This is a genomic window from Mesorhizobium sp. 01N446 (genome assembly GCF_056399285.1).
The window spans coordinates 157,593-183,454 of record NZ_JBFTRA010000010.1; the positions used below are offsets into that span (position 1 = coordinate 157,593).

21 protein-coding genes and 1 pseudogene are annotated in these 25,862 nt (G+C 61.7%); 9 read left to right on the forward strand and 13 right to left on the reverse strand.

Going from position 1 to position 25,862, the window contains the following annotated elements; genetic code table 11:
* Positions 1-83 precede the first annotated feature (83 nt).
* Together AC1DPX_RS29790 and AC1DPX_RS29795 are read right to left on the reverse strand one after the other, a co-directional pair.
* The gene (locus tag AC1DPX_RS29790) at positions 84-767 is read right to left on the reverse strand and encodes a GntR family transcriptional regulator (protein WP_477241179.1); all 684 of its coding nucleotides are present in this window, start codon (positions 765-767) and stop codon (positions 84-86) included.
* Positions 764-3,229, reverse strand: coding sequence for a xanthine dehydrogenase family protein molybdopterin-binding subunit (locus AC1DPX_RS29795; protein ID WP_477241181.1), 2,466 nt, complete (start codon positions 3,227-3,229; stop codon positions 764-766). The genes AC1DPX_RS29790 and AC1DPX_RS29795 overlap by 4 nt, the downstream gene beginning before the upstream one ends.
* A gap of 210 nt (positions 3,230-3,439) precedes the next feature.
* On the opposite strand from AC1DPX_RS29795, the gene AC1DPX_RS29800 reads away from it, so the two are divergent.
* On the forward strand, positions 3,440-5,017 hold the full coding sequence (locus AC1DPX_RS29800; protein ID WP_477241183.1) for an FAD-dependent monooxygenase: 1,578 nt from the start codon (positions 3,440-3,442) through the stop codon (positions 5,015-5,017).
* Positions 5,018-5,023: 6 nt separating this feature from the next.
* Positions 5,024-5,971: an amidohydrolase family protein gene (locus tag AC1DPX_RS29805; protein ID WP_477241185.1), complete on the forward strand. Its 948-nt coding sequence runs from the start codon at positions 5,024-5,026 to the stop codon at positions 5,969-5,971.
* 189 nt (positions 5,972-6,160) lie between these two features.
* On the opposite strand, the gene AC1DPX_RS29810 is transcribed toward AC1DPX_RS29805, so the two are convergent.
* From AC1DPX_RS29810 to AC1DPX_RS29845, 8 genes are all read right to left on the reverse strand, one after another.
* Positions 6,161-6,931: a GntR family transcriptional regulator gene (locus AC1DPX_RS29810; RefSeq protein ID WP_477241187.1), complete on the reverse strand. Its 771-nt coding sequence runs from the start codon at positions 6,929-6,931 to the stop codon at positions 6,161-6,163.
* 290 nt (positions 6,932-7,221) lie between these two features.
* The gene (locus AC1DPX_RS29815; RefSeq protein WP_477241189.1) at positions 7,222-8,166 is read right to left on the reverse strand and encodes a LysR family transcriptional regulator; all 945 of its coding nucleotides are present in this window, start codon (positions 8,164-8,166) and stop codon (positions 7,222-7,224) included.
* Positions 8,167-8,215: 49 nt separating this feature from the next.
* Complete coding sequence (locus AC1DPX_RS29820) at positions 8,216-10,660, reverse strand: xanthine dehydrogenase family protein molybdopterin-binding subunit (RefSeq protein ID WP_477241191.1); 2,445 nt, start codon at positions 10,658-10,660, stop codon at positions 8,216-8,218.
* Positions 10,657-11,211 (reverse strand): CoxG family protein, encoded by a 555-nt coding sequence (locus AC1DPX_RS29825; protein ID WP_477241193.1) that lies wholly within the window; start codon positions 11,209-11,211, stop codon positions 10,657-10,659. Before AC1DPX_RS29825 ends, AC1DPX_RS29820 begins: the two co-directional genes overlap by 4 nt.
* Positions 11,208-11,699, reverse strand: coding sequence for a (2Fe-2S)-binding protein (locus AC1DPX_RS29830; protein ID WP_477241195.1), 492 nt, complete (start codon positions 11,697-11,699; stop codon positions 11,208-11,210). Before AC1DPX_RS29830 ends, AC1DPX_RS29825 begins: the two co-directional genes overlap by 4 nt.
* Complete coding sequence (locus AC1DPX_RS29835; protein WP_477241197.1) at positions 11,692-12,759, reverse strand: FAD binding domain-containing protein; 1,068 nt, start codon at positions 12,757-12,759, stop codon at positions 11,692-11,694. The genes AC1DPX_RS29830 and AC1DPX_RS29835 overlap by 8 nt, the downstream gene beginning before the upstream one ends.
* Positions 12,692-14,158 (reverse strand): FAD/NAD(P)-binding protein, encoded by a 1,467-nt coding sequence (locus tag AC1DPX_RS29840; RefSeq protein WP_477241199.1) that lies wholly within the window; start codon positions 14,156-14,158, stop codon positions 12,692-12,694. Before AC1DPX_RS29840 ends, AC1DPX_RS29835 begins: the two co-directional genes overlap by 68 nt.
* Positions 14,159-14,448: 290 nt before the next feature.
* Positions 14,449-15,420 carry a GlxA family transcriptional regulator gene (locus AC1DPX_RS29845; protein WP_477241201.1) on the reverse strand — a complete coding sequence of 324 codons (972 nt, stop codon included), beginning with the start codon at positions 15,418-15,420 and terminating at the stop codon, positions 14,449-14,451.
* 159 nt (positions 15,421-15,579) lie between these two features.
* Here AC1DPX_RS29845 and AC1DPX_RS29850 point away from each other — a divergent pair, with 159 nt between their 5' ends.
* From AC1DPX_RS29850 to AC1DPX_RS29865, 4 genes and pseudogenes are all read left to right on the forward strand, one after another.
* On the forward strand, positions 15,580-16,299 hold the full coding sequence (locus AC1DPX_RS29850) for a DJ-1/PfpI family protein (protein ID WP_477241203.1): 720 nt from the start codon (positions 15,580-15,582) through the stop codon (positions 16,297-16,299).
* 125 nt (positions 16,300-16,424) lie between these two features.
* Entirely contained in the window at positions 16,425-16,859 is a 435-nt protein-coding gene (locus AC1DPX_RS29855; protein ID WP_477241205.1) for a RidA family protein, read from the forward strand.
* Positions 16,860-17,021: 162 nt separating this feature from the next.
* A complete protein-coding gene (locus AC1DPX_RS29860) occupies positions 17,022-17,321 on the forward strand; it encodes a monooxygenase (protein ID WP_477241207.1) in 300 nt (99 codons plus the stop codon).
* Positions 17,322-17,555: 234 nt separating this feature from the next.
* A pseudogene (locus AC1DPX_RS29865) lies at positions 17,556-17,835 on the forward strand (ROK family protein); the annotation flags it as partial.
* Positions 17,836-18,167: 332 nt separating this feature from the next.
* On the opposite strand, the gene AC1DPX_RS29870 reads toward AC1DPX_RS29865, so the two are convergent.
* The 3 genes from AC1DPX_RS29870 to AC1DPX_RS29880 are packed head-to-tail and all read right to left on the reverse strand — an operon-like array spanning position 18,168 to position 22,745.
* Positions 18,168-21,728, reverse strand: a complete 3,561-nt coding sequence (locus AC1DPX_RS29870) for a molybdopterin cofactor-binding domain-containing protein (protein ID WP_477241209.1) — start codon at positions 21,726-21,728, stop codon at positions 18,168-18,170.
* Positions 21,725-22,228 (reverse strand): (2Fe-2S)-binding protein, encoded by a 504-nt coding sequence (locus AC1DPX_RS29875; protein WP_477241211.1) that lies wholly within the window; start codon positions 22,226-22,228, stop codon positions 21,725-21,727. The genes AC1DPX_RS29870 and AC1DPX_RS29875 overlap by 4 nt, the downstream gene beginning before the upstream one ends.
* A gap of 37 nt (positions 22,229-22,265) precedes the next feature.
* A complete protein-coding gene (locus AC1DPX_RS29880) occupies positions 22,266-22,745 on the reverse strand; it encodes a MarR family winged helix-turn-helix transcriptional regulator (protein WP_477241309.1) in 480 nt (159 codons plus the stop codon).
* Positions 22,746-23,134: 389 nt separating this feature from the next.
* Between AC1DPX_RS29880 and AC1DPX_RS29885 the strand changes: the two genes are divergently transcribed.
* The 3 genes from AC1DPX_RS29885 to AC1DPX_RS29895 are packed head-to-tail and all read left to right on the forward strand — an operon-like array spanning position 23,135 to position 25,859.
* Positions 23,135-24,286: an FAD-dependent monooxygenase gene (locus AC1DPX_RS29885; protein ID WP_477241213.1), complete on the forward strand. Its 1,152-nt coding sequence runs from the start codon at positions 23,135-23,137 to the stop codon at positions 24,284-24,286.
* Complete coding sequence (locus AC1DPX_RS29890; protein WP_477241215.1) at positions 24,283-25,107, forward strand: alpha/beta fold hydrolase; 825 nt, start codon at positions 24,283-24,285, stop codon at positions 25,105-25,107. Before AC1DPX_RS29885 ends, AC1DPX_RS29890 begins: the two co-directional genes overlap by 4 nt.
* Positions 25,104-25,859 (forward strand): maleate cis-trans isomerase family protein, encoded by a 756-nt coding sequence (locus tag AC1DPX_RS29895; protein WP_477241217.1) that lies wholly within the window; start codon positions 25,104-25,106, stop codon positions 25,857-25,859. Before AC1DPX_RS29890 ends, AC1DPX_RS29895 begins: the two co-directional genes overlap by 4 nt.
* The last annotated feature ends 3 nt before the right edge of the window (positions 25,860-25,862 follow it).

The window sequence follows — 25,862 nt, forward strand, 5'->3', positions numbered from 1 at the left end:
GCGTCATGAACGCCGAGGCGCGACTGATGCCCGAGCCAGCGTTGTCCCGAAGTTCACCGGCATCTTGTCCGTTTGCGCCACGATCATTCTCCACCGTTTTCGAGGAGATATGCGTTCACCGTGTCTTCGGTGCGTCGGTTGTGGGCGTGAAGAAGATCCAGCGTTTTCGCGAGGTCTCGGTCCAAGGCTGCCTTCATGATGGCTTCATGCTCCATCATGCCGTCGCGGATCGTTCCCTCCAGGGTTACCGAAAGCGCGATGTAGCGTTCGATATGGTCGAACACAGAAGCCGTAAGCTGCAGCAACGTTGGCGATTCGCATCCGGAAACGAGCGCGCTGTGGAATGACCGGTGTGCCGCGCTCCACTCACCCTCCATGGTCGTTTCGGAGGACTTGCGCAGGCTGGCGAGGCGATGAAACGCGCCCACCAGCCTGACCTCCCATTCGATCGAGCCGTGTTCGAGCGCCCAAGTTACTGCGGTCACGTCGAGCGCCGTACGGACGCGCGCGACATCGTCAAAATGACCCTTTGAAAGGGGCGCCACGCGAAATCCCCGGTTGGCCTCGAATACCACCAAACCGTCAGCAACGAGCTGCATCAGGGCTTCCCGAAGCGGGCTCGCTCCGAAGCCAAAGCGTGCCTTTAGTTCATCGAGTACCAGCCGCGAACCAGGCTTCAACACACAGCGCAAAATGTTGCCGCGCAGCAAATCGACCAGTTGGTCGGAGCCAAGATCGTCTCTAAACGCCATCGGCACCGACTTCATTGTAGCTGGTTTTCGTGCTGTTCAACCGCGCAGACCGCGGATGCGCTGCTGCCAACAGCAGCCGTATGCTTGCGCACAACAGCGCTCCCAACGTGGGACGAGATGAGGTCGTAGAGTTCGCTCGGCGAATAATGAGAGCGCTGGACGATGATCCCATTGCCTACAAGGGCATCCTGAAGGGCGGACGACAGTGCATGCAGCGCACAGCCGCCGCCCTCCCCCATGCCCTTGGCGCCGTTGTACGTGAAGGGCGAAGGCGATTCCATATTGCCCAGCTTGACCCGCGGCATGTTCATGATGGTGATAGGCGTGTAATCGCTGAAAGTAGCGGTAAGCAGGTTGCCGTTTTCGTCGTAGCGCAAGCTTTCCATCAGCGCCGCGCCAATGCCGTGGGCTATGGCGCCGTTGACCTGCCCCCTCACGATCGTGTGGTTTATCACTCGTCCGCAATCGTCCATCGCCGCATAGTCCAGGATACGCACGGCCGACGTCAACTCATCGATCTCGACGACCACGACATGCAGTTGTGCGGCATAAGTCAGCGTCAGGTTGCCATATTTTCGATCCAGGTCCGGAATCTCGAAGGGCGGACGGTAGACGTGCTTGCAGGCGAGCGTGAGGTGCCCCGCTTCCTTCGGCAGCGTACCGCCTTCCAGGTAGAGACGCGCCCACAATTGCCCGAAGGTGAGCGCGGTCGACCCGTCTTCGGTCATCACCACCGGCTGGCCATTGACTGTCCCAACCTTGAGTCCGGCGACATCATTGCCCGTCACGATCGAAGCAAGCTCGACCAATTCGGCCCTCAGCTTGTCCACCGCGCCATGCACAGCCGACAGCGAGCTGACCACGAACTGGCTCGCATAGGTGCCCGAAAAAGGCGTGTGAACGTCACGCTGCGTGTCAAATCCGCTTTCGACATGAATGAATTCGAGTGGGATGCCCAGTTCGGCAGCGACCACCTGGGCCGCCACCGTTTCGTGGCTCTGGCCTTGCGGCACCGACCCCATCGCCACGTTTACCATGCCCCCGCCGTCAATACGGACCCCTGCCCCTTCTGAATTGCCAGAGAAGGGAGAATAGGGCGTGATGATCTTGGACTGGCCGAAATTATTGGTGCCGGAATCGAGCGTCGTCCCGATGCCGATGCCGATCAGCTTACCCTCGGCGCGCATCGTCTTCTGCTTCGCACGCCATTCGTCCCATCCGACAAGCGCCTTGGCGGATTCCAGCATTTTCGCATAGTCGCCGCTGTCGTAGACGCAGCCGTTGGGCGTCGTCCAAGGCATTTCAGGAACGTAATTGCGCCGACGAATCTCATCGGCAGGGATACCGAGCTGATGACCGCAGATGTCCACCACGCGCTCAAGGAACCAGATATGCTGCATGCGCGAGTAACCGCGATTGGAGCCGGTGGGACATTTGTTGGTGGACACCTGGCTGAAATCGATACGCAGGTTCTGCAGTCGATAGTTGCCTGGCGCAACCTGGGACCAGATCACGCCGCCCAACGGCTCGTAGCGCGGATAGGCACCACCGTCGTCTATATGCGTCGAGTCGATAGCAAGGATGACGCCGTTTTCGTCGAGCGCAACGCGTGTGTTCAGAAAAGTACGGTCGCTGCCATGAGAGCTGCTGACCAGATGCTCGCTGCGTGTCTCCGCCCACTTCACCGACCGACCGCCAACCTTGCGCGAGGCGATCGCCGCTAAGGTCATGTAAGTGAAGATGCCCTGCCTGACACCGAAGGCCCCGCCGATATCGCGTGTCCTGATGCGGATCTTCTCCGGCGGCAGCCCGAGGACAGGCGCAATGTATTGCTGCGTGATTCCGGGCTGCATCAGGCCGGTCAGAAAATCGACGCCGTCATCCCGATCCCAGCGGGCAATCACGCCGCAGCATTCGAGCGGCGTGCTTGAGAAACGATGAAAATAAAGCTTCTCGATCTCGATGACATGGGCCGCGGAAGCGAAGGCTCCATCGACGTCACCCCAGTCGAATTTGCCGCCCCACACCAGATTCGTACCGGACTCCTGATGTATCACCACTTTGTCAGTAATCGCATCTTCGACGTCGATGACCACTGGCAGCGGCTCGTATTCGATACGCACCAACTCGCCTGCATCGACCCCGATTTCGGGTGAGCGCGCGACAATACAAACCACGGGCTCGCCTTGGAATTTCACCGTTTCGACAGCAATGCCATAGTCGATGATCGGCCCAAGCGGACCTTGAGAAAACTCCTGATACGGAACTGTCAGCGCCTTGACGTCTTCACCCGTGAAGGCGGTGACGACACCTTCCATTGCTAGCGCAGTCGAAAGGTCAATCGAAATAATATTCGCGTGTGCGTAAGGTGATCTTACAAAAACAAGGTGCAGATGGCTTACCGAATGGTCATCGTCAACGAAACGTCCTGTGCCCCTGACCAGCCGTGCATCTTCGCGCCGCTCAAAACTATTCATCAACTACACCATTGCCTTGCGAATTCGGACCATGCCGAAGCCATTTGGGGATCGAGGCCAAGGCCGACGATAGCGTGTCATAGCAAATTATGCGAGTCAACCACGATCTGCGATGTTTTCTCTAATTTTGCAAATCATCGATGATTTTTCATATTGACGTTAAAATGAGGAAATGATCCTGTGCGCGAAAGTGCAAGCTGGAGTATCGGCATGACCGAGTCAGAATTACCTGTCATCGTTGTCGGGGGCGGGCCGGTCGGGCTGCTGACGGCGCTTGGGCTGCGCCATTACGGCGTTCCCGTGCGCGTCTTCGAAGCTAATGCAGGTCCTTCGATCATGACGAAGGCTGGAACGATCCTGCCTCGGACACTCGAAATCATGCGACGCTATGGGGCCGTGAACAATATCGTCGGCGCAGCCATCCGCGTCGAGGAGATAGGCGAGCTCAAGCGCAGCACCGGCGAGTTGACCTTGTCCCTGCGAACGGGGCTAGTCGATGCCGAAACCCGCTTTCCATTCTTCGCAAACCTGCCACAGCACCAATTGGAACCGCTGCTGACAAAGACGCTGACCGAGCGGGCAGGCCCGCAGGTTATCTCATACGACCACAAGCTGATCGAGTATCGCCAGGATGCTGACGGCGTGGTTGCGACCTTCCAAACCGAAGCGGGTTTGATCGAGGTCAGGGGCGCTTACCTCTTGGCCTGCGACGGTGGGCGCAGCTCGGCACGGGCACAAATGGGCGTGGAGGTCGAAGGCACGTCCCTCGACCTGCGATATACGCTCATCGACCTCGACCTGGACCTCGATGTCGCCAATCCACGGGACTACCCCTACCTCACCTATTTCTCCGATCCGAAGGAATGGATGATCCTTGTGCGTCAGCCGCATGGTTGGCGCTTCGTCTTTCCGGCCGTGCAGGACGCCCCCCAGCCAACGCCCGAGGACCTGAAGGCCCGCGTCTTCAAGTTCATCGGCGATGTCGACGGAGCGGTCATTCTGGAAAGCGCGAATTACCGTGTGCATCATCGGGTTGCGACGAACTGGCGTGACGGCCGGGTCTTCCTGATGGGTGATGCTGCCCACCTGCTGACGCCGATGTGGGCACTCGGCCTCAACACTGGCGCCACCGACGCGCACAACCTGCCTTGGCGCCTAGCCTGGGTACACAAGGGTCTTGCGTACGAGTCGCTGCTCGACGGCTACGAGCAGGAGCAGAAGACTATCGCCGTCAAGGGCGCCGGCGAAATGGCGGAAGCGGCGCGGCATCTCATGGATGCCAGGGGCGATGCCACTGACGTGATGTCCGGCTCGGACTGGGCCAATGTATATACGCGTTCATTGCTTGGCATGCGTCTCGACGTCAACGGCACCGGCTCATGGTCGATGGCCTGCACCGAGCTCGCCCCCGCATGCGTCGGCGAGCGGCTCCCCGACTTCCGCCTGCAGGGTCCGGACGGCCAACCGATGCGGGCTCATGACCTGATCGATGGGAACTTCCTCGCGCTTCATTTCTGCGATGCCCGCCGCCGGCTGGACATGCCCGCCGATGACCGTGATCGCCTTCGCCATTTCGCGGTTTCGCGTTGGGACATCCCGGCGTCGGATCCTCTGCGCGCCCGCATGCTGCTTGATATCGGCGACGCATTCCGCGTGCGGCTGGGGGTCGGAGACGGGTCCGTGGTGCTGGTCCGGCCGGACGACCATATCGTCCTGATCTGCAGCGAGGGCACCTTTCGCGACGAAGCTGCGAAGGCCATGCCCGCCCGCCCGCTGCAGAAGGACTAGGACAGCATGGCTATCGTACTGGACACGCATACCCATCTCGTACCGGTGCAATCGCGCCATCTGTCGGGCGTGCGAGGCATCGAATGGGATGCGGCAACCGAAAAACTTCTGATCGACGGCAAGACGATCGGCATGAAGCAGCTTTTCCGACCCTCGGCGCTCATCGACTGGATGGACCGGTTCTCCATCGGTCGCGCTTGGGTCTCGCCGCCGCCGCCGTTGTTCAGGCCGCATCTTGAGGCTGGAGCGGCCGGCGAATGGGCGCGCGCTCTGACGGCAGGCCTTGACGAAATCGTCGAACCCTTGCGGGACCGGCTGTCATCGGTCTGTTTCCTGCCGATCGAGCATCCGCGCGAGGCCGAGCGCATCGCAGCCGAGCGGCTGGCGGCTGGCAACAAGCTCTTCACCGCCTCGACGGGCTCGGGCGTCTTCCTCTCCCGAGCCGAGTATGACGGTTTGTGGCGCGTCCTGTCAGACGGCGGCGCGCTGCTGTTCCTGCATCCGGGCGAGAGCCACGACCAGCGGCTGGAACCCTTCTACCTCACCAACCTGCTCGGCAACCCGCAGGAAACCGGCATCGCGGTCGCCCACATGGTCTTTTCCGATGTGCTTGCACGCTTCGATGGCTTGACGGTGCTCCTGTCACATGGCGGCGGCACGGTGCCAGCGCTTGCAGGACGATGGGAGCAAGGCTTCCGCACCGACCGCCCTGGCGTCAACACGAGCATCGCGCCGCCGAGCGCTCAGTTGAAACGCTTCCACGCCGATTGCGTTACCCACTCCAACGCCACACTGACAGCTGCCAGGGACGTGTTTGGAGGCGGCAACATTGTCTTCGGTTCAGACTGGCCCTTTCCGATGGGCCTGCTCGAACCGGACACGCAACTTGCTGGCAGCGATCCCGCCGATATCTTCGGCGCGAACACCCAGAGATTGCTCGACGCTTTCCACTAGGCAAGCGGCGGCCTCCCACGGCCGCCTTCCGCCATGTTCCGCCAGCCGGAGCAGCACCGGCCAAATGAACAGCTGGAAACCCGAACGGCGCATCGAAATTGATCCGTTCGACGCGGATGCCTTTGATCCAGGCTGCAATGATGCAAGTCGCGCCTTCCCGTTACCCGCCCGCACCGCTGCGAGCGACTGCTACGAAAGATCCAGCGTGGTGGACCGGCCCCTGCCGGCGCTTTTGACCGTAGGCTTCCCGCGGGCGCCCTTCTGGGCAGCCGGTCCGAACAGCTGGGTCACGAGCTTCTCGAGCGTGCGCATGTGATGCTGGCGTAGCAACTCGACCGCTTCCTCGGTCTGCCGGTCGAGCGCGGCCTGCACCAAACCCTCATGCTCGGAGATGTCGTCGCGCGGCTGGTCGGTGATACCAACCGAAATGGCAATATAGCGCTCGACCTGGTCGAACAGCCCCGAGTGAAACGATTTTAGAAGTTCTGAGCCGCACGCCGAGATCAGCGCGGAATGGAAGGCCCGGTGCGCAGTGCGCCAGTCGTCGGACGAACTTGCCGAAGGGACCGCCGTCTTCGAGAAGCGCTTGAGCCGATGCAAGGCGCCAACGAGTGAGGACTCCCACTCCACGCCGCCCTGGTCGATTGACCATCCCAAACAGAGGACCTCGATCTCGGTTCGAACGTGCATCACGTCCATCAGATGATCCTTGGAGATAGGCACGACTCGGAAACCCTTGTTGGGCTCCAGGAGGACGAGCCCTTCGGACTCCAGGCGCATCAGCGCCTCCCGCAGGGGACTAGGCCCCACGCCGTAGCGAAGACGCAATTCATCCAGACGCAATCGAGCGTTGGGCTCAAACTGGGAGGTAACGATATCCTTGCGCAGGCTCTCGTAAGCTTGGAATGCGAGGGAGACATCACTCGATCCTTTTTTTGGCGGCATCTTGCGGTTCTCCATCAGCGCGATCGAATGGCGCTCACCTGCGATCGCTTAGGTCCGCTTTAGCATCACAATTAGGTAAAATGCGAGCAGGCAACGGCGGCGTTGGATTTTGTCCATGATTGCAACATCCCGACGAAAGCAGCCCCGAAGACAGTCCCACTTCTGCCAAAGGCAGCGTCGCGTGGAGCAACATCTACGTGTGCGATGCGCCTGCCTGGCATTTGTGACTGCTGTACGGCTCGCAGCGAAGCCGCCCAGCTCCGCGTGGCGGATGACAGGACGGAGTTCTGGCACGTTTGCTGAGCCTAGGCGGTGGGGCGTGCCGGTCGGCTGCGGTTCTTCATCTGCCGTTCCAGCAGATCCAGCAATGCGACGGCGGCCGATGATAGGCGGCGGCCGACGCGTGTGACGATGTTCACTCGTCCAGTGTTCAATTCCGGATTCGAGATCGGCAGCGCAAGCAGTCGGCCCGCCTCCACATAGTCGGAAACGCAGCCAAGCGGCATGATGGTTGCGACCGTGCCCGCCGAGGTCACATCTGCTATGAACTGGACGGATGATGCGGTGATCCGCGTGTCCAGAAACAAACCATGATTAGCCTCGAATTCGGACAGCACATCGCGAATGCGGAACCCACCTTCAGGCAGGATCAGGGGCTGATTGACGAGATCGCGAATGTCGATTTTGGACGCAGACGCCAGCGAATGGTGCGGCGCGACAATCAGATAGTTTGGCTCGGGGAAATTCGACCGCGACCAGACGCGCGGATCGATCGGTGCATCCATGACCACGCCGAAATGCGCCATGTCGTCGCGGACCATCGATATGACGGCGCGCGAGGGGGCCGAGACGACATCGATCCGAACGCCGGGCAGCTTTGCCGTGTACTCAGCCACCGCCCGTGCGATAACCACACGCATCAGCCCGGTGCCTACGGCAATCCTCAAATGACCGGTGCGAAGTCCCTTGAGGTCGTCCAGGTCTGTGACCAAGGCTTCCTGCTGCGCCAGGCGGTCGCGGTAGTATTCGATCAGGCGCTCGCCGGCTGGGGTCAGGAGCACGCGATGCCGGTTCTTCTCGATCAGTTCGATGCCGATTTCTTTCTCCAGCGCGGTGATCTGCCGGCTGATGGAGGACGGTGCCATGTCGAGGAAATCGCTTGCCGCCCGCATCGTGCCGAGGCGCACGGATTCGTAGAGATATCTCAGCCTTTCGGCCGGAAAGTCGCGGTAGGTGCCCGATGGCGTCATCTAGGTTCCGTTCGCACGGCCGCACATCGGCCAACGTAGTCGCCCTCCCTCACGCCGGCAACGGCTCGCGTGATGGCGTACGCACCGTCATTGACACCTTAGCACCCCGTCTTTCGGCAAGGCCTGAGAGCAACGCGTGGATATCGCTGGGCGAGTAGTGCGACTGGTCGAGCCGCATCCCGGTGGTCGCCACAGCATCCTGTAGAGCAGACGAGATCGCGAAGATCGGACCGCCTCCGCCTTCGCCCATGCCTTTGGCGCCATTATAGGTGAAGGGCGACGGCGATTCACGGTTGCCGTAGTGCAGGTTGGGCATGTTCATGATCGTCAAGGGACAGTAGTCGCTGAAGGTGGCGGTCAGAAGGTTGCCGGCCTCGTCATATTTCAAGCACTCCATCAGCGCGGCGCCAAAGCCATGAGCGGCCGCGCCGATAACCTGGCCCTTGACGATCTGATGGTTGATGACCTTGCCGCAGTCGTCAACGATCGAATAGTCGTGGACATGAATGTTATAGGTGAGCGGATCCAGTTCGATAACGGCGACATGCACCTGCGCAGCATAGGTGAGCGTCAGGTTACCGAACTTCTTCTCGATGTCCGGCACCTGGAACGGTGCGCGATAGACATGGCGGCAATTCAGCGAGACATCCATAAGCTCAGGTGGGAGCTCGGCGCTCTGGGCGTTGACGAGGTTCGAGATCCGCGCCAGCGAAACCGACCGCCCATCGGGCGCGGCCACCGAGGCGACGCCATCGAAGGTGCCTACCCTCAGCGTTTCGACAGGCTGGCCTAGGAAATAGCTGCCAACGCGCAGCAGTTCCTGCCTCAACTTCTCCACGGCGCCATGGATGGCGCCGAGGCTCGTCACCGCGAATTGCGAGGCATAGGTACCCGAATGGTTGTTGTGCGACATGCGCTCTGAATCGAAGCCGATGGCGACCAGAACCAGATCGGAGGATATGCCCAACTCCTGACCGACAACCTGCGCGGCGATCGTTTCGTGGCTCTGCCCCTGCGGCACTGAGCCGACGGAAACGGTGACTGTGCCGTCCACGCCCAGGCGCACATTGGCCACCTCCGAATTGCCGGAGAGTGGCGAGTTCGGATTGACGATGCGCGACTGGCCGAAATTGTTGGTGCCGGAATCCAGCGCCGTGCCGATCCCGATGCCAACGATCCGGCCCTCGGCGCGCCAGGCGTCGCGCTTGGCGATCCAATCGTCCCAGCCGATCAGATCCTTCGCCATGTCCAGCATGGCGCCGTAGTCGCCGGAATCGTAGACGCAGCCGTTGGGCGTGGTCCATGGCATTTCGGAGACATAGTTGCGCTTGCGCATGACATCGGGTGCGATGCCCATCTCATGGGCGCAGATGTCGATCACCCGCTCCAGGAACCAGACATTCTGCATTCGCGAAAAGCCGCGGTTGGGCCCCACGGGGCATTTGTTGGTCATTGCCTGACGGAAATCGATACGCAGGTTCTGCAACCGGTAAGAGGCCGGAGCGACCTGGCTCCAGATGACCGCGCCGAGTGGCTCGTAGCGCGGATAGGCGCCGCAATCGTCGACGTGCCGCGCGTCCACTGCGGTGATCTCGCCATCGGCCGTCAGCGCTACACGGATGTCCAGGAAGGTGCGCTCGTTGCCATGTGCGCTGCCTTGTAGATGCTCGCGTCGCTCCTCGATCCACTTCACCGGGCGATAACCCACCTTGCGCGAGCACAGCGCCGCGATCATCAGATAAGGATAGAGGTTCTGCTTGATGCCGAAGCCGCCGCCTATGTCTTGCGTGCGGATGCGCAGCTGCTCGGGCGAGATTCGCAGCGCGGGTGCGATAAACTTCATCGCCACGCCCGGCTGGATCAGGTTGCACAGCATGTCCACCCGCCCGGTCGGCTCCCAGGTGACGAGACCGGCAAATCCTTCGAGGGGCGTGCTCGAGAAACGATGGAACTTCAGCCGGTCGATCTCGACGACGACATCGGCGCTGTCAAAAGCGCCGTCCACGTCTCCCCAGTCGAACAGCGAGCCCCAGGTTTGATTGGTCCCCGATTCATCGTGCAGGATTGGCGCATCGACCCCCAGCGAGGCAACTGCATCAACGACGACCGGCAAGGGGTCGTAGTCGACGCGCACGAGTTCAACGCCGTCACTGGCGATGGCGGCCCTCGTCGCGACGACAGCCGCGACGGGCTCTCCTTGAAAGCGCACTCGTTCGGTTGCCATGCAATAGTCGCTGATGCGGCTGGTCGGCTCCGGTGCCATCTGTGGGAAGCGGTTGGTTAGCTCGCGTACTTCAGCGCCGGTTAGGACGCAGACCACCCCCGGCAGCGACTCGGCGCGGCGGGTGTCCACCCCCAGTATACGCGCATGCGCATAGGGCGAGCGCACCAGCTTGCAATGAAGTGCGCGTGATCCTTCGTCGTCGACGAAGCGGCCATGCCCGCGGATTAGGCGGCCGTCCTCGCGCCGCACGATGGGCTTGTCGTTGCTCATGATGACAGATCCTCGTTCGGGCTTTTCGCCCTTGCGGCGCCGAACAGCCCCTTCATCGAGGCGACCGAGCGCTTCATCAGGCCGGTGGAGGCAGCCGGCTCGGGCTGCACGACGCCGAGCTCCTTTTGCACCGCCACGACCAGTGATTTCACCTGACGTCGCGCCAACGGCAGCAGGATGCCCTGTGCCAGGGAAGCAAGCGTACCGCTGACGGTGCCCACGCTGGTCCAGTTCACGCGCGAGCCAGCCTCGATTGGCTCGATGACGAAGGTCATGCGCGCATCGATCATGCCCAGCGCATGGCGGCCATTGATTGTGTAGACCACGCGCTCGTTCGGCAATGACTCGACACGGCGCGCTGCGACGTCGGCACGCCCCCGGACCTGCGGGACGCCCACTTCGAGGAGCACGACGAAGCCGTCGCTTTCGACTGAATGCAGTTCCTTGAAATAGGGAAGGATCGGAGCAAAGGTCCGCGGCTCGGTGATGAAGACGAAGGTTTCGGCAGGCGACGCAGTCACCTCGAAATTGCCGTCCATGTCAACTTTCATTGTACGGTTTCCTTGAGCTTGACGGCGGCGGCCTTAACCGCCGCGATGATCGGGAGATAGCCGGTGCAGCGACAGGTATTGCCGCTAAAGGCTTTGCGGATGGCGGCCTCGTCGGGATCGGCATTGACGCTGAGCAGCGCCAGCGCCGACATCAGGAAGCCGGGTGTGCAGAAGCCGCACTGCAACGCATGATTTTCCGCAAAGGACTGCTGCAGGACATGCAGGCCTTCAGGCGTTTCAAGTCCCTCCACCGTGGTGACTTCTGCGCCATCGGCCTGCAGCGCGAGCACCGTGCAGGACTTGGCCGAGCGGCCGTCGACGACCACCGTACAGGCGCCGCAATAGCTGGTATCGCAGCCCACATGCGTGCCGGTCAGACCGGCGTTCTCGCGGATTAGCTCCACCAGGAGAGTCCGCGGCTCGACTTCAAATTGCAGTTGGTGGCCGTTCAGCTTCAGGGCCATGCGCACAGTCGGATACTCAGCCATAATATTGATGTGTCTCCATTGCCGGGCGCCCGAGACGGCGTGCCTCGATGATGCCAAATGCGCGTTTGACCAGGCCGCGCGCGAGTTCCCGCTTGTATTCCTCCGTACCCTTAGCGTCGGCGAAGGGCTCGACGAAGATCGATGCGGCTTCGGCTACATCTTCGACCAGGTTCTCAGTCACCTGTCTGCCGCCGGCGATGTCGTTTCCCTCGTCGAAGGCGAACGCGGTCAGGCCGAGGCAACCGAAGCCCATACGCAGGCTGGCGATCCGATCTCCGTCATAGGCGATCTGCATGGCACAGCTCGCCGTCGGATAGGCAGGCGCGCAACGCTTGAAGGCGACGAATGTGCCGTAGCCCTCCAACGCCGGGCGGGCTATGGCGACGCGCGTGATCAGTTCGCCCGGCTCCAGGGCCGGTGTGTAAGCGTCCTCCAACAGTTCGCGCACGCCTTGGACACGCTGGCTGTCGGGGCCTTCGCACAGAACCTGTGCATCGAGCGCAACCAGCAGCGCCGGCCAGCAGCTGCACGGATCCGCCTCGGCTAATGATCCGCCGATCGTGCCCATGTTGCGAACCTGCGTGTCGGCGATGCCCTGTCCGCAGTCGCGCAGAATGCTGAAGCGTTCAGCGACGTCCGAACCTGCAATGTCCACATGCGTCGCCAGGGCACCGATCTCGACGGCGTCGTCGCCGAGTGCGATGTCGCGCGCCCCGGAAATTCCGCGCAGGTCGACGAGCAGAGCCGGCTTCAGCAGACGCAGCTTCATCATTGGGATCAGGGTTTGCCCACCAGCAATCGCCTTGGCGTTCGGGTCGGCCGCCAGAACCGCGGAAGCTTCCGAGAAGCTCCCCACCCTGATGAAATTGAATGGCGCGGGATACATGGATTTCCTTTCGGAGAAAGCCTCTGGAAAGCTAGAGCGCGTGAAGTACAGGATCCTGGAGGTGCCTGAGACGAAGGCGTTATATCCGCCGTCTTCGCCGTCAGGATCAAACCGACACCTCGGTTGTGTCTCGGGAGGCCGCCATCCCCGGGCCGGGAATAAGCGATGGGTCATCTGGCAATTCCAGCGTCGAAATCTCCTCGTCGCGGTAAGCGAGCAGGGACGCGAAATGCCTGTCCTGATCTTCCCTGAACAAATCTCCGACGACGCCCCGCACCAAGCGCGGGATGCCGTAGCGCATGCCGCTGATGGAGGCCGCCGACAACCCCATGCTGAGTGTCGCGCCATAGCTGAAATTATGAATGCGACGCAGATAAGGTGCCGCCCCGGGCTCGCGCTCCTGAAACTCAAAGCCCGCGCCCAGATAAGGCGCCCGGCCCAGGTAGGTGTCCGCCTCGTCTGCCGGCGGCGTGAAGACGTCGTTCCAGGTGGCGATGTCATTGGCAATGCCGGCAAGCTCAGGACGTAGATGCAACGCATGGGATATTCCGGTGCCAACGATCAGAAAATCGAAGCCCATCCGCCCTTTGGGCGTGTCGACGACGATCTCATCACCATCCAAAGCCACACCAGTCCAGGCTGCGCCGGTATGCAGCGAGAAGTTCGCATGGCGCTTGCAGCGCCAGAACGTGTCCTGTGGTGGCGGCTGACTCACCGAAGTGACCTGACGCAGGAAGCGCCAGCGGGCCAGGTCGGGCAGAGACGCGAAGTGACCGAGAAAACCCGGAGTCTCCATCCATTTATGGACATTGACGCGTGGAAAACTCTCCTTGCGAAGGCAGAGCGATACCTGTGCAGCCCCCTGCTCAAGCGCCATCGCCGCATTGTCGAACGCCGACGCCCCGTTTCCCAGGACCCCGACTCGGCGCCTGGCAAGAGCGCCGAAATCGATCGTGTCAGCGGTGTGGGCGTAGCGATCACGTGGCAGCGCTTCGCTCACCACCGATGGAACTTCCCATCGGCCGCTGCCGTCGAGACCCGTACAAAGGATGAGCTTGCGCGCCAGATATTCGTTGCCGTCCGCGGTGCGCAGAGAGAGCCCCGCCGCAGGCGCGGGCACGATGTCGATTATGCGGCTGTCGTTGCGCACCGGAATGCCCAGCAGGCGCCGGTACCAGATCAGATAATCCTGCCACATACCTCGCGGAATCTTTGTGAGTTCGTCCCAAGCTGACCTGCCCCACTGCGCTTCGAACCAGGCGCGCGGCGACAGCGACGGATTGCCGAAGTCCAACCCACTAAGCATCTTCGGCGTTCGCAGGGTGATCATCCGCGCGAACGTCGTCCACGGACCCTCCTCCCCCTCGCGAGCCGCATCAAGCACGATGATGTTCGTCACCTGCTCGCGCATGAGCCCATAGGCGGCCGCAAGCCCGCTCTGCCCGGCCCCGACGATCACGACATCATAGACATGCCCCCTCGGGGACGTCGTCTCGGGCATCCACGGCCGGTTCGGGAAGTCTATGAAGGCATTCTGGCGCTTGACCAGGCTTTCGAGCTCCGCCAGACTCATGAGCTGCGCCCCCAGACCAAGCTGCCCCTCGCGCCATTTGCCGAAAAGACGGTCAGCGCTATCGTGTCGAGATCAAAGGCGGATGGCTGTCTCATCGGCTCTCCAGGTGACCCGCGGTCGCCTCAGCGCGCCGCGATCACTCTTCAGAAGCCGAAATTAACGTGGCCGCCATGCGCTCGGCGATAGCATCGCGCGCACGACTTGTTGCGTCTCGGGGCTCGATGGATGCAGCCATCCAGCATGCTCGAATCGAGTTTTTCAAGGCTGGATCGCCATAAGCGCTGGGCATTCTAATCTGGCATCTGAGATCCAAAATGTGCGCGATGCTGGCCGGGGCTGGTGCCAAACGATTTGCCAAATCGCCGCAAGAACGTTGCCTCATTCCCAAAACCACATCGGGCGGCGATATCTTTCATGGGGTGATCGGTATTGAGAAGCAAATGCCGCGCCGCCTCCAGGCGCAGCGCTTCAACCACCTTGCTCGGTGTGCGTCTCGTATGACTGCGATAGTGCCGCAGGAAACTGCGCTCGCTCATGTTCATACGTGTTGCGAGCACAGGGATCGACAAGTCTTCAGCAAGATTGGCACTCATCCAGGCATGAAGGTCGGAGAAACGACCGCTCTCGGATTGCAATGTGAGGGGAACACTGAATTGCGCCTGGTCGCCCGGCCGCTTCAAAAACATCACAAGGTTGCGGGCAATTTCGAGCGCCACGGCTTGTCCAAGATCCTGTTCGACCATCGCAAGCGCGAGGTCTATTCCCGCGGTCACGCCGGCAGATGTCCAGATATGACCGTCATTGACAAAGATGGGGCCCCGTTTGACGAGCACCTTGGGAAAACGGCTTTCAAGGTCGTCATAGGACTGCCAGTGTGTCGTTGCCCGGCGCCCATCAAGCAGCCCAGCAGCAGCCAATGCAAAGGCTCCGGTGCATACCGACGCTAGCCTGCTCGCCTTTTTGGCATGCACCTCGAAAATGGACTTGAACCGGTCCCCCTCGCAAAAGGCATGAATGCCCGGTCCACCCGGCACAATCAATGTATGCGGCGGCGCCGTATCCTCGCTTAACGCGTCGGTATGAATGGAGATACTTGCGGGCATCTCCACAGACCCAGCAGGCGACAGGACAGAAATATCATAAGGCTGATGAGGTCCATCGACGACGAGATTTGCAGTGAGGAACACATCGAGCGGCCCGGATATATCCAGAAAACTCATCCTAGAGAAAGCAATGAGTTGCACCGACTTCGTTGGTGGCATGTGTGGACCTTTGTTCCGCGACGGCATCCTGAGCAACATGGGGCGATTGGTTGCTCAGTACCGATTTTGGCGGAAATCGTCAATTTATTGTCGTTTACGCCAAGCAACGGGTCACTAAGCTGCGGACTGCAAGAGGATGTTTGCGGATTGGAGTCCAAAGTGAACGAGATTGCAGATCGCCCCATCAAGGTGGGCGTGCTTATCGAACCTGGGGTTTTGTTGATGGACGTCGTTGGGGTCCAATCGGTTTTAGGATTCTCATCAGGCGTGGAGCTTTACCACGTAGGAAAGACCAAGGAGTTGATCCGCGGATGGGGTGACCTACCGCTGGCCGCAACGACAACATATTCGGAATGCCCGCAGTTGGACGTTCTTGTGGCGGGAGCCATGGCGCCGCAGGTATATTCAGATCCGCAAACCATCGCCTTCGTTCAAGAGCAGGCCATGCACGAGCCCTACTTTATCGGGATTTGCGCTGGCGCCCTGCTATTTGGCGCGGCTGGTTTGCTGCAAGGCAAGCGCGCAACAACCAATCTTCAATGTATCGATCGCCTGTCTGAGTTCGGCTGCGACGTCGTCGAAGGCGGTTCCGTGGTTGAAGACGGCAAGCTGTTTACAGCTGGTCCCGCGACTGGCGGCTTTGAGGCAGCTCTTCTCGTTTTGTCTCGCCTTCGTGGTGAGCATGCCGCCAAGTTGCAGGAACTGAACGTCGAATACCACCCTAAGGCAATCTTCGGCGTCGGCACGGCAGAATTGGCGGGGCCGGAGCTTACGGAAGAAGTCAAAGCTTTCGGTAAGGGCTTCTTCTCGCAATGCGTGAATGAGGCCGTTTCCAAATATCAGCCACGGCCAGGCGCCGGTCAATCTGTTGCGATGTAACTACGCGAGGATTTTCGTCGAGCTGTAGCGCAATACGGCAGCAGCTCGACGGGGTCACTTATCGCTTGCGTAGCGGTTACGACTGGATCGACCACAAACCCAGCAAAAGATAGAGAGAGAAAGCATTGGCTAATGCAAAAACGGCGCAGACTCGAGCATTCGAGTTCATCAATCCTGCCAGCCTCTATGACCCGTCCGCTTACGGCTATTCGCATGTTGCCCGGCTCGGCACGGGAACCCGCATCGCATTTATAGCTGGGCAAGGCGGTGAAACGCCGGACGGGTCACTTTCACCTGACTTCCGTCTTCAGGTACGGCAAGCCCTCGAGAACCTTGCGGTCGCTGCGGCCGCTGTCAACGCCAATCTGCAGAGCGTCATCAAACAAACGATGCTGGTCGTCGATCACGATGAGAAGAAGCTTCACATTCTCGGCGAGGAGTTCGCACGTGCTTATGGTCCTGGCATGATGCCGACGGCCACGCTAGTTCCGGTTCCGCGCTTGGCCCTCGAAGGTATGCTTTTCGAGGTGGAGGCGATCGTGGCGATCTCAGCAGACTAGCTGTGGACGGCCGAGCGGCTGATCGGTGGTTTTGAGCCACGTGGAGGTAGGCTTCGTGGGGCGCAAGCATCCAACGAATGCGCATGAAGCAATGGTCAATCTGCTATCGGCACCCGCCCGAGCTGGCGGGCGCGAAATTTCAAGCATTGGAAAGGACGGACCATGGCGACGCTTCTGGTGTTTGAATTCGGGTTCCCTGGGCCGTGGGGCGAAGAGATGGCCCGTGTGCTAGATGGATTGGCCTTGGATATCGCAAAGGAGCCGGGGCTGATCTGGAAAGTGTGGACCGAGGCGGCTGATCGAGGTGTCGCGGGCGGAGTCTATCTGTTCGACAGCGTCGCGCGCGCGCAAACGTATACAGAGAAACATTCCGCGCGCTTGAAGGATTTCGGCATCACCGACATCGACGTCCGCTCGTACGGCGTCAACGAATCGCTGTCCATGGCCACCCGGGGGCGATGAGCGATATGCAGATGATTGCGTGGTGCGAGACAACACGAAGCGGCGCCGCGCTGACTGCCTGCGTCATCGAGAACGAGGATCTTTGGCTGACGATAAAGCACAGGCGTGAACGGCCGCTGCCTTTGGCTGCCGAGTAGTACTGATCTCACGGGTTATTGAGGATGATCCGGCGGTGCCATTTCGAGAGCATCTATCGATCCGAGGCGGTCGCCTCCGGCACCGCGCTTGCTGCCCAGGCGCCTTTCGAACAATGGCGATTCGGCGCGGCATGTCGTGGAGGCCGCGCGGACGGGTGATGCGGCGGCTCGCCAACTGGTCGAGGCCGAAGCCAAGTGGCTCCGCATCGGCTTCACCAACCTCTTGCATCTCTATTCGCCCCGACCTGATCGTGATGGGCGGCGGCCTTTCCTACGGCTTCGACCTCCTGGCGCCGACGATCCGGGCGACCGTCGAGGAGCGCGCCATGCAAGCCTATCGCGACGTGCCGATCGTGCGGGCCGATCTCGCCGCCCGGCTCGCCAAATGGTCGCCTCGCTATCCGCGCCTGACAGGCTGGGCCGACGATGCCATCCCTGACCTTCTTCGGCTGCCAAGACAACACAATATGCCTTTGATGCAGCCAGGATCGCTTGTTACACAGCAGAACCTGAGCCGTCTCGAAATCGATGACCGGGCGACGAAGGCTGTGGCGTCCAAAGCGAGTTTCGGCAGGCGGCCGGATGGTTGTCGTCTTGCGCGACTGACGAGAACGGGACAGGCGTGATGCGTGCCCCGAGCGGTGGGAACACCATCTCCCCTGGCCGTTCGGCGGGAACGTTGGTGTTTGGGAATGATATTTCCGTTGGTTCAATGATGAGCGGATCGGAGGGCGGCGAGTGAGTCCGGGATGGCTTGCCAGTCGGGTTTGCCGGGTGCGAAACGCGCCCTTAGATAACCCACGAGGTCGACCAGATCGGCATCATGCAGCACGCCGCCGAAGGCCGGCATCGCCATGACACCGAAATCGCCCGCGTCTGTCCTCAGCGGCGAGGCAGCTGGCGCGGACACGCCTTCCAGGACGGCGTGGAGCAGATTGTCCGGCGCATCGGCATGTAGATTGGTATTGAGGGCCAGCGACGTGATCGACGACGCCTCCGAATGACAGGCCTCGCAAGCCCCAGCGAACAGGCGTGCACCGCGAGGATATGCGACCGCCGCAGTGGGGGCGGCAAGATTTGCAGCTGCGATTGCGCTCCCGGCCGACGCGTCGGCTGGAGACGTTTCGCCGCTGACGTTGAAACTCGCGAGATAGACCGCCATCGCTCTGATGTCCGCGTCCGGAAGTGGCGCCAGCGAGTCTACCACATGGGCCATCGGCCCGGCCGCCGCGCCGTGCTCAGTAGAATGGCCGGTGCGCAGATAATCGTAGAAAGCCTTCTCGCTCCAGGCGATCGGAGCGAAGGATTTCGCCGTCAGCGCATGTGCGTGCCAGCCGTCGGCAACGCCGCCGGCAAGATGCATCGAGCCCTTGATCTCCCCGCCGATGGCATTGCGCGGCGAATGGCAGGCGCTGCAGTGGCCAAGCCCTTCCACCAGTTCCGCGCCCCGGTTCCACGCGGTATCGCGGGTGGGATCAGCCGGTGCCGGCGACGACGACAGGAAAAGCGCGTTCCACCCGGCCATTAATGGCCGCATGCCAAAGGGAAAACGCAGCTGTGTTTGCGGTGCTTTCGCCGCTGTCGCCGGCTGGGCCATCAGATAGGCATAGAGCGCCTCGAGATCGGCTTCGCTTGTTTTGGCAAAGGATGTGTAAGGATGTGCCGGATAGAGGTGATGTCCGTCGCGGGCGACGCCCTGGCGCATCGCCCGGGCGAAAGCCGGATAGGACCAACTGCCAATGCCGGCCGCTTCATCCGGGGTGATGTTGGTGGCGTAGACGATGCCGAAAGGGGTTTCGAGAGCCCTACCCCCCGCGAACGGCCTGCCGCCGGCGCCGACATGGCAGACGTTGCAGGCTCCCACCGCAGCCGCCAGTCGGCCACGCTCGATCGTCGCAGGCGAAAAGACGTCGGGTAGCGGACGCGCCACCGGGGCTATGGCCGCATTGAATGGAAAAATCCCCGCGCCGAGGGCGACAGCGCCGGAAAGGGCGCCGGCGAGTGGCCAGGCGAACCTCAGGCTCGAACGTTTGGCCGTTCGCCTGTTTTCGTTCGATGGCGGCGGGGTCGTCAGCGGATTCAAGGCAGCGCGCACGCGTTCCGGCGTCAGCGGCAGCTCGCGAAAGCGCACGCCTGTGGCGTCGAAAACCGCGTTGGCAATGGCGGCGGCACTCGGCACCGATGCGGACTCGCCGGCACCCAAGGGCGGCTCGTCGGGGCGCGGGATCATCAGCACGTCAATGTCCGGCACCTCGGGAAAGCCGATGATCGGATAGGCACCCCATTCCAGGCTGGTGACCGCGCTGGATGAGAAGTTCACCTCTTCCTTGAGAACCCGGCTGGTCGACTGGATGACGTTGCCATGGATCTGGTGACGCACGCCGTCAGGGTTGATGACCGCGCCTGTGTCCTGCCCGCAGACAACTTTGGTCACGGCGATCTCGCCCGTCACCTTGTTCACCGCCACGTCGGCGACCCAAGCTGCCCAAGCCGCCGCCTTTCCGGGGAAAGGACCATGGACATAGACAGCATAAGCAAAGCCGCGCCCGTACAGAATGTCGCCCTCGTGGCCATGCGTGCCCGGCTTGATGTGGGGCTTCCATCCGGAGCGCTCGGCCACGGCTCGGACCAGATCGATCGCGCGCGGATCGGTGAGATAGCGCAGGCGGTATTCCACGGGATCGACTTGAGCCGCCGTAGCCAACTCGTCGATGAAGGATTCATGCGCAAAGCTGTTTGGCAGCGCCGAAACGCCACGAAACCACGAGGCGCGAGCCAGCGGCGGCATATCGTGGACAGTGACGCGCAGATTGCCGAATGCGTAGGGAGGAACAGCTGTGCGATCTCCCATCAGCGCGACTTCGGGGACCGGCGAGACCTTTCCGGTCAGGATCAGCGGAAGGGTTGGTGCCAGATTGGACGGATAGCGGGTTTCGAAGTCATAGGCAGCCGGACCACCCTCCTCGTCCAGGCCGCCGCGCACGTCGATGATCTGCGCGGCACCCTTTGGCTCCCACGCGTGTTCCTGCTCGCGGGTAAGTTGGACGCGCACCGGCCGCCCGACTGCCCTGGACATTAGAGCGGCGTCAGCAGTTACGTCGTCAGCGCAGTTGCGTCCGTAGCATCCAGCGGCTTCCAGCCGTTCGACGACGATCCGCTCTTCCGATATGTCGAGAAGTTTTGCCAGGTCGGTGCGCATCGGAAATGGGTTCTGCGTGCCCGACCAGACGGTCAGACCGTCGTCGCGCCAGTCGGCGACCGCACAGGACGGTCCGATCGAACCATGCATCTGGTAAGGCCAGACATAAGTGCGCTGCATCGGCTCGGCTGTCGCGCCGAGGCCGCGTTCAACATCTCCTCGATCGGCAAGCTTTCGGGCCGATGAAGGATTGCCGCGCAACGCCGCCTCGGGCGCATTGAGGTCGGGCATATCCGGAGCGTCGCGCCATCGCACGTCGAGACGTTGCATGGCCTCGACGGCCTGTTCCTCGCGTTCCGCAACCACGCCGACGAAGTCGCTTATCACCACCACCGCCAAGAGGCCCGGCACATCGGCAACCGAGTTCTCGTCAACGGAAGTCAGGCTGGCACCGACATGCAAACCGGAGTCGAAGCCGGCATAGGGCGGTCGGACAACACGACCGTGCAGCATGCCGGGCAGACGCACGTCGTGGACGTAGGTGAATGTGCCGGTGACCTTGGCCGGTATGTCGGGGCGTGGCTGCGGCCGGCCGACGATGCGATACTGCGCAGCCTGCTTGACGGGAGCGTGCGGATCGATGAACAGGCGCGTGTTGGCGCCTGCGATGAGATGACCAAAGGTGACCACGCGGTTTGTTGCCGGATCTCTCGCGCGGACCACGCCGTCCTCGACGACCAGATCTTCCGTCTTCAAGGCGAAGCGCGCGGCAGCCAATTCCAAAAGATGGGCGCGGGCCGTCGCAGCCGCAGCACGCAACGGCTTTGCACTGATCTGGATGGTTTCGCTGGCGATGGTCGCACCCTGATCCGGCGTAGCCGAGGTCGACCCTAGCACCATGCGGACGCGGTTGAATGGGACATCCAACTCCTCGGCCACGATCTGGGCCAATGCGGTGCGAATTCCGGTGCCGAGATCGACATGGCCATTAAACGCTGTGACGTTGCCCTTTGCGTCGAGCGCAAGGAACAGCTCATCGTCCCTGCCCACTAAAGGATTTGGACGTAGAACCAGAAGCGTATCGGGATCTGTCATATAGGCTGCTGCAGACCGGTCGCGCGGGCCAGTCATGAAGCGGTCTCCGCGACGTTCGCGACCGCGACCTGCGAGGTGGCGAGCGCCGCTTCGCGAACTGCGGCAAGGATTTCAAGATGCGTGCCGCAGCGGCATAGATGGTGGCGCAGCGCGGTTCGAATCTCGCTCTCGTCCGGCCTGGAATTGCTCCGTAGCAACGCCACGGTGGCGATAATCATCCCATTGATGCAATAGCCGCACTGGGCAGCGTTATTTGCGATGAACGCGGCCTGAACCGGATGAGGGTGCTCAGGCGTGCCTAGCCCTTCCAATGTGGTGATCATACGGCCGGTGATCGCGCCGACCGGCACCGTACACGAGCGAACCGCGGTATCACCGACGAGGACCGCACAGGCCCCGCACTCAGCAAGGCCGCAACCGTATTTTGGGCCATTCAGGCCGAGGTCGTTTCGCAACACGAGGAGGAGCGGCGTCGACGGTCCGACGGAGACCTGGACTGCCAATCCGTTGACCTTCAGCGCAATCAAGGCCGCCATCCTGACTTGCTGAAACCTGCAATCACTATGGCGTACTTCAGTCGTTCGGGTCTGTATTGTCGCCGAGCAGGCGAAGCGTGTGGAGAAGTGCCATACGCTCGGCAGGATTGAGGGGCTTCAAGGTCAGTTCGGTGACATCTCTCGCATGAGGCACGACAGCTTCCAGCAATTGCAGACCGGCGGCCGTGATGGAGACGATTACCTTGCGCGCATCCGCGCCGTCCTTCGAAAACGCGATCAAGCCGCGATTCTTCAGCCTGTCGATGATCCCGCGAATCGTGCCCTGATCGACGCTTGTTGCCTTCACGAGTTCGCCTTGCGACTGAGGGCCGCTGTCCTTTAGCGCACACAACGTCGAAAATTGAACTGCCGTCAGCTGCGGATCGCCGGCATTCGCCTGAAAGATTGCGAGATGTCGCTGATAGGCCCGCCGAAGCAGGTAGCCGACCTGGTCCGTGAAAACATAGCGATCCGCATCCTCGATGCGATCCGCTTGGTTTGGCCTGTGATCCGGCACCGCGTGTCCCACTCCAAAGTCGTAGCATCCGACGCATGCATAAAACGCCGTCGTCGCGCAATGCAAGACAGCTTCCGCTGCTTTCATATTCGATTTCCGAGACACATTGCCCGACAGTCTGTTGGAAGCCGGACCTGCGGGGATCAAGGCGCGGTTGCCCGCGTCCCGTCCTTTTTATCGGACCCCAAGCCGCACCAGAGCCCCATCGTGAACGTGCCAAAAAAAAGCGCATACACTATAATACCCGGTTTGCAGATTGTGTCAAAGGCGCCGTACACAGCGAAACTCTTCCTCTGATTCCTCATTTTACGATTGACATTTACAGTGTGTACTCTTTAAATGCGCAGATTGTCGCAGCTGTGATCTCATACGGGAGGGTCGACAAGCCCATGCCAATCCAAACGCAAATTGCCGTCATTGGCGCTGGCCTCGGAGGCGCCGCCGCCGGCGCCCTTCTTCAGCAAGCCGGCTTTCAGGTCGATGTATTCGAACAAGCGCCCGCATTCTCACGCATCGGCGCCGGCATCCATATGGGTCCCAATGTCATGCGGGTGTTTCGTCAACTCGGGATGGACGACGCTGTTGTCGCCATGGGATCGAAGCCCGATTTCTGGTTCAGCCGTGACGGGCGCTCCGGCGAGTATCATTCCCGAATTCGGCTCGGCGCGTTCGCCGAAAAAGAGTATGGCGCTCCCTATGTGACCGTCCATCGCGGCGATCTGCACGCGCTCCAGGTGTCGCTGTTGCGGCCGGAAAACCTGCACTTCGGCAGGCGGCTGGACGCGGTCGCGGACAATGGCGCCGGCGTCGAACTCAGCTTCGCCGACGGCACTCGGGTCACGGCCGACATCGTTATCGGCGCCGACGGCATCAACTCGAAGGTCCGCGAAGCTCTGCTCGGCGAGGAAAAGCCGAACTACAGCGGCTGGGTCGCCCACAGGGCGGTGATTTCGTCCGACAAGCTGAGACGCTACGGCCTGGACTTCGAAGATTGCGTGAAATGGTGGTTCGAGGACCGCCACATGATGGTTTATCACACCACCGCGGACCGCAGTGAGTACTACTACGTCACCGGCGTTCCCCACCCGGCCTGGGATTTCGACGGGGCGTTCGTACTGTCGAGCCGCGAGGAGATGCGGCAATCCTTTGCCGGTTGCCATCCGGTCGTCGAAGCGCTGATCGACGCCAGCGACGAGGTCACCAAATGGCCGCTGCTCAACCGCAAACCATTGCCGGTCTGGAGCGAGGGGCGGATGGTGCTGCTCGGCGATGCCTGCCACCCGATGAAGCCGCATATGGCGCAGGGTGCGGCCATGGCGATCGAGGACGCGGCCATGCTGGCGCGGTGTCTCGGCGAGACCGGGACCGGCAACCACGCATCGGCCTTCGCCCTCTACGAAGCAAACCGCAGAGATCGCGCCTCGCGCGTGCAGGCGGTTTCCAACGCCAATACCTGGCTGCGCAGCCAGGAAGACCCGGCCTGGGTGTTCGGCTACGACGTCTATGAGACGCCGCTGCAGAGCAGCGAGGCGGCGCAGTGAGCGCGGCAACGGTCACAGGCGCCAATGTCGCAGCCAACGGCATCCGCCAGCACTACCTGCATTATCTCGGCGCGGGAGCGCCGCTGGTGCTGGTGCCGGGCATTACCAGCCCGGCAGTGACCTGGGGTTTCGTCGCCGAAACGCTCGCCCGTGAATTCGACGTTTACGTCCTCGATGTGCGCGGCCGGGGCTTGTCGCAATCAGGCCCTGACCTCGACTACCGCCTCGACAGCCTGGCCGACGACCTCTCGCGTTTCATCGCAGCACTCGGTCTTTCCGGCGTGACGGTGCTCGGTCATTCGATGGGCGCGCGCATCGCAATCCGCGCCGCGACGCGAAACCCGGCCGGTGTGGCGCGGCTGCTGCTCGTCGACCCGCCCGTCTCGGGCCCGGGTCGACGCCCCTACCCGTCGAAGCTGGCCTGGTACGTGGATTCGATCCGGCAGGCAGAAATGGGCATGGATGCCGAGGCGATGCGTGCGTTCTGTCCGACATGGAGCCACGAGCAGCGCGCGCTACGCGCCGAGTGGCTGCACACTTGCTACGAACACGCTATCGTTACCGCCTTCGAGGGCTTCCACACCGACGACATCCATCAGGATCTGTCCGGTCTTCCCGTCCCTGCTGGCCTGATGGTGGCGACGCGCGGCGGCGTCATCGAACCTGCCGACGAAGCGGAAATTCAGTCGCTCAACCCCGGCATTCGCATCGAGCACGTGCCCGATGCCGGACACATGATCCCCTGGGACAATCTCGAAGGATTTCTGGCCGCGGCTGACCGGCTGCTCGGAACCGCACTGGCAGCGAGGAAAGCGGCATGACCACGAGACCGTTCCGGATCGGCCAGATCGTGCCGAGTTCCAACACGACAATGGAGACCGAGATTCCGGCGATGCTTTTGGCTCGCCAAGGCATCCGGCCCGAGCGCTTCACCTTCCATTCGAGCCGCATGCGCATGAAAACGGTCAGCAAGGACGAGCTCGCCGCGATGGACGGCGAGTCCGACCGTTGCGCCGCCGAGCTTTCGGATGCCCGCGTCGATGTGCTGGGCTATGCCTGCCTGGTCGCCATCATGGCGACGGGGCTCGGCTATCATCGCCAGTCCGAGGCACGGCTACGCGGCCGCACGCAGGAGAATGGTGCCGACATCCCGGTCGTCACCAGCGCCGGCGCCCTGATCGATGGCCTCAAGGTTCTGAAACCCAGGCGCATTGCCGTCGTGGCACCCTATATGCGGCCGCTGACCGAACTCGTCGTCAACTATATCCGCGAGGAAGGTTTCGATGTCGCCGACTGGCGCGCGCTGGAAATCCCCGACAATCTCGACGTGGCGCGCCACGATCCCGAAAACCTGCCCGGCATCGTTGCCGGCATGAACCTTGAAGGCGTTGACGTGGTCGTGCTGTCGGCTTGCGTGCAGATGCCGTCGCTGCCCGTCGTCGCCAAGGTCGAAGCCCTTACCGGAAAACCCGTGGTGACGGCGGCGGTCGCCACCACCTACGGCCTGCTGAAGGCGCTCGGCCTGGAGCCGGTCGTTCCCGGCGCCGGAGCGCTGCTTTCCGGCGCGTACTGAGGG

What these genes read in the sequence shown, in the direction of transcription:
- AC1DPX_RS29805 (WP_477241185.1), top strand. Translation starts at nt 5,024, where the DNA reads ATGGCTATCGTACTGGACACGCATACCCATCTCGTACCGGTGCAATCG.
- AC1DPX_RS29795 (WP_477241181.1), bottom strand. Translation starts at nt 3,229, where the DNA reads ATGAATAGTTTTGAGCGGCGCGAAGATGCACGGCTGGTCAGGGGCACA.
- AC1DPX_RS29875 (WP_477241211.1), bottom strand. Translation starts at nt 22,228, where the DNA reads ATGGCGGCCTTGATTGCGCTGAAGGTCAACGGATTGGCAGTCCAGGTC.
- AC1DPX_RS29790 (WP_477241179.1), bottom strand. Translation starts at nt 767, where the DNA reads ATGAAGTCGGTGCCGATGGCGTTTAGAGACGATCTTGGCTCCGACCAA.
- AC1DPX_RS29860 (WP_477241207.1), top strand. Translation starts at nt 17,022, where the DNA reads ATGGCGACGCTTCTGGTGTTTGAATTCGGGTTCCCTGGGCCGTGGGGC.
- AC1DPX_RS29895 (WP_477241217.1), top strand. Translation starts at nt 25,104, where the DNA reads ATGACCACGAGACCGTTCCGGATCGGCCAGATCGTGCCGAGTTCCAAC.
- AC1DPX_RS29820 (WP_477241191.1), bottom strand. Translation starts at nt 10,660, where the DNA reads ATGAGCAACGACAAGCCCATCGTGCGGCGCGAGGACGGCCGCCTAATC.
- AC1DPX_RS29800 (WP_477241183.1), top strand. Translation starts at nt 3,440, where the DNA reads ATGACCGAGTCAGAATTACCTGTCATCGTTGTCGGGGGCGGGCCGGTC.
- AC1DPX_RS29825 (WP_477241193.1), bottom strand. Translation starts at nt 11,211, where the DNA reads ATGAAAGTTGACATGGACGGCAATTTCGAGGTGACTGCGTCGCCTGCC.
- AC1DPX_RS29845 (WP_477241201.1), bottom strand. Translation starts at nt 15,420, where the DNA reads ATGCCACCAACGAAGTCGGTGCAACTCATTGCTTTCTCTAGGATGAGT.
- AC1DPX_RS29870 (WP_477241209.1), bottom strand. Translation starts at nt 21,728, where the DNA reads ATGACTGGCCCGCGCGACCGGTCTGCAGCAGCCTATATGACAGATCCC.
- AC1DPX_RS29840 (WP_477241199.1), bottom strand. Translation starts at nt 14,158, where the DNA reads ATGAGTCTGGCGGAGCTCGAAAGCCTGGTCAAGCGCCAGAATGCCTTC.
- AC1DPX_RS29815 (WP_477241189.1), bottom strand. Translation starts at nt 8,166, where the DNA reads ATGACGCCATCGGGCACCTACCGCGACTTTCCGGCCGAAAGGCTGAGA.
- AC1DPX_RS29835 (WP_477241197.1), bottom strand. Translation starts at nt 12,759, where the DNA reads ATGACCCATCGCTTATTCCCGGCCCGGGGATGGCGGCCTCCCGAGACA.
- AC1DPX_RS29830 (WP_477241195.1), bottom strand. Translation starts at nt 11,699, where the DNA reads ATGGCTGAGTATCCGACTGTGCGCATGGCCCTGAAGCTGAACGGCCAC.
- AC1DPX_RS29885 (WP_477241213.1), top strand. Translation starts at nt 23,135, where the DNA reads ATGCCAATCCAAACGCAAATTGCCGTCATTGGCGCTGGCCTCGGAGGC.
- AC1DPX_RS29810 (WP_477241187.1), bottom strand. Translation starts at nt 6,931, where the DNA reads ATGGAGAACCGCAAGATGCCGCCAAAAAAAGGATCGAGTGATGTCTCC.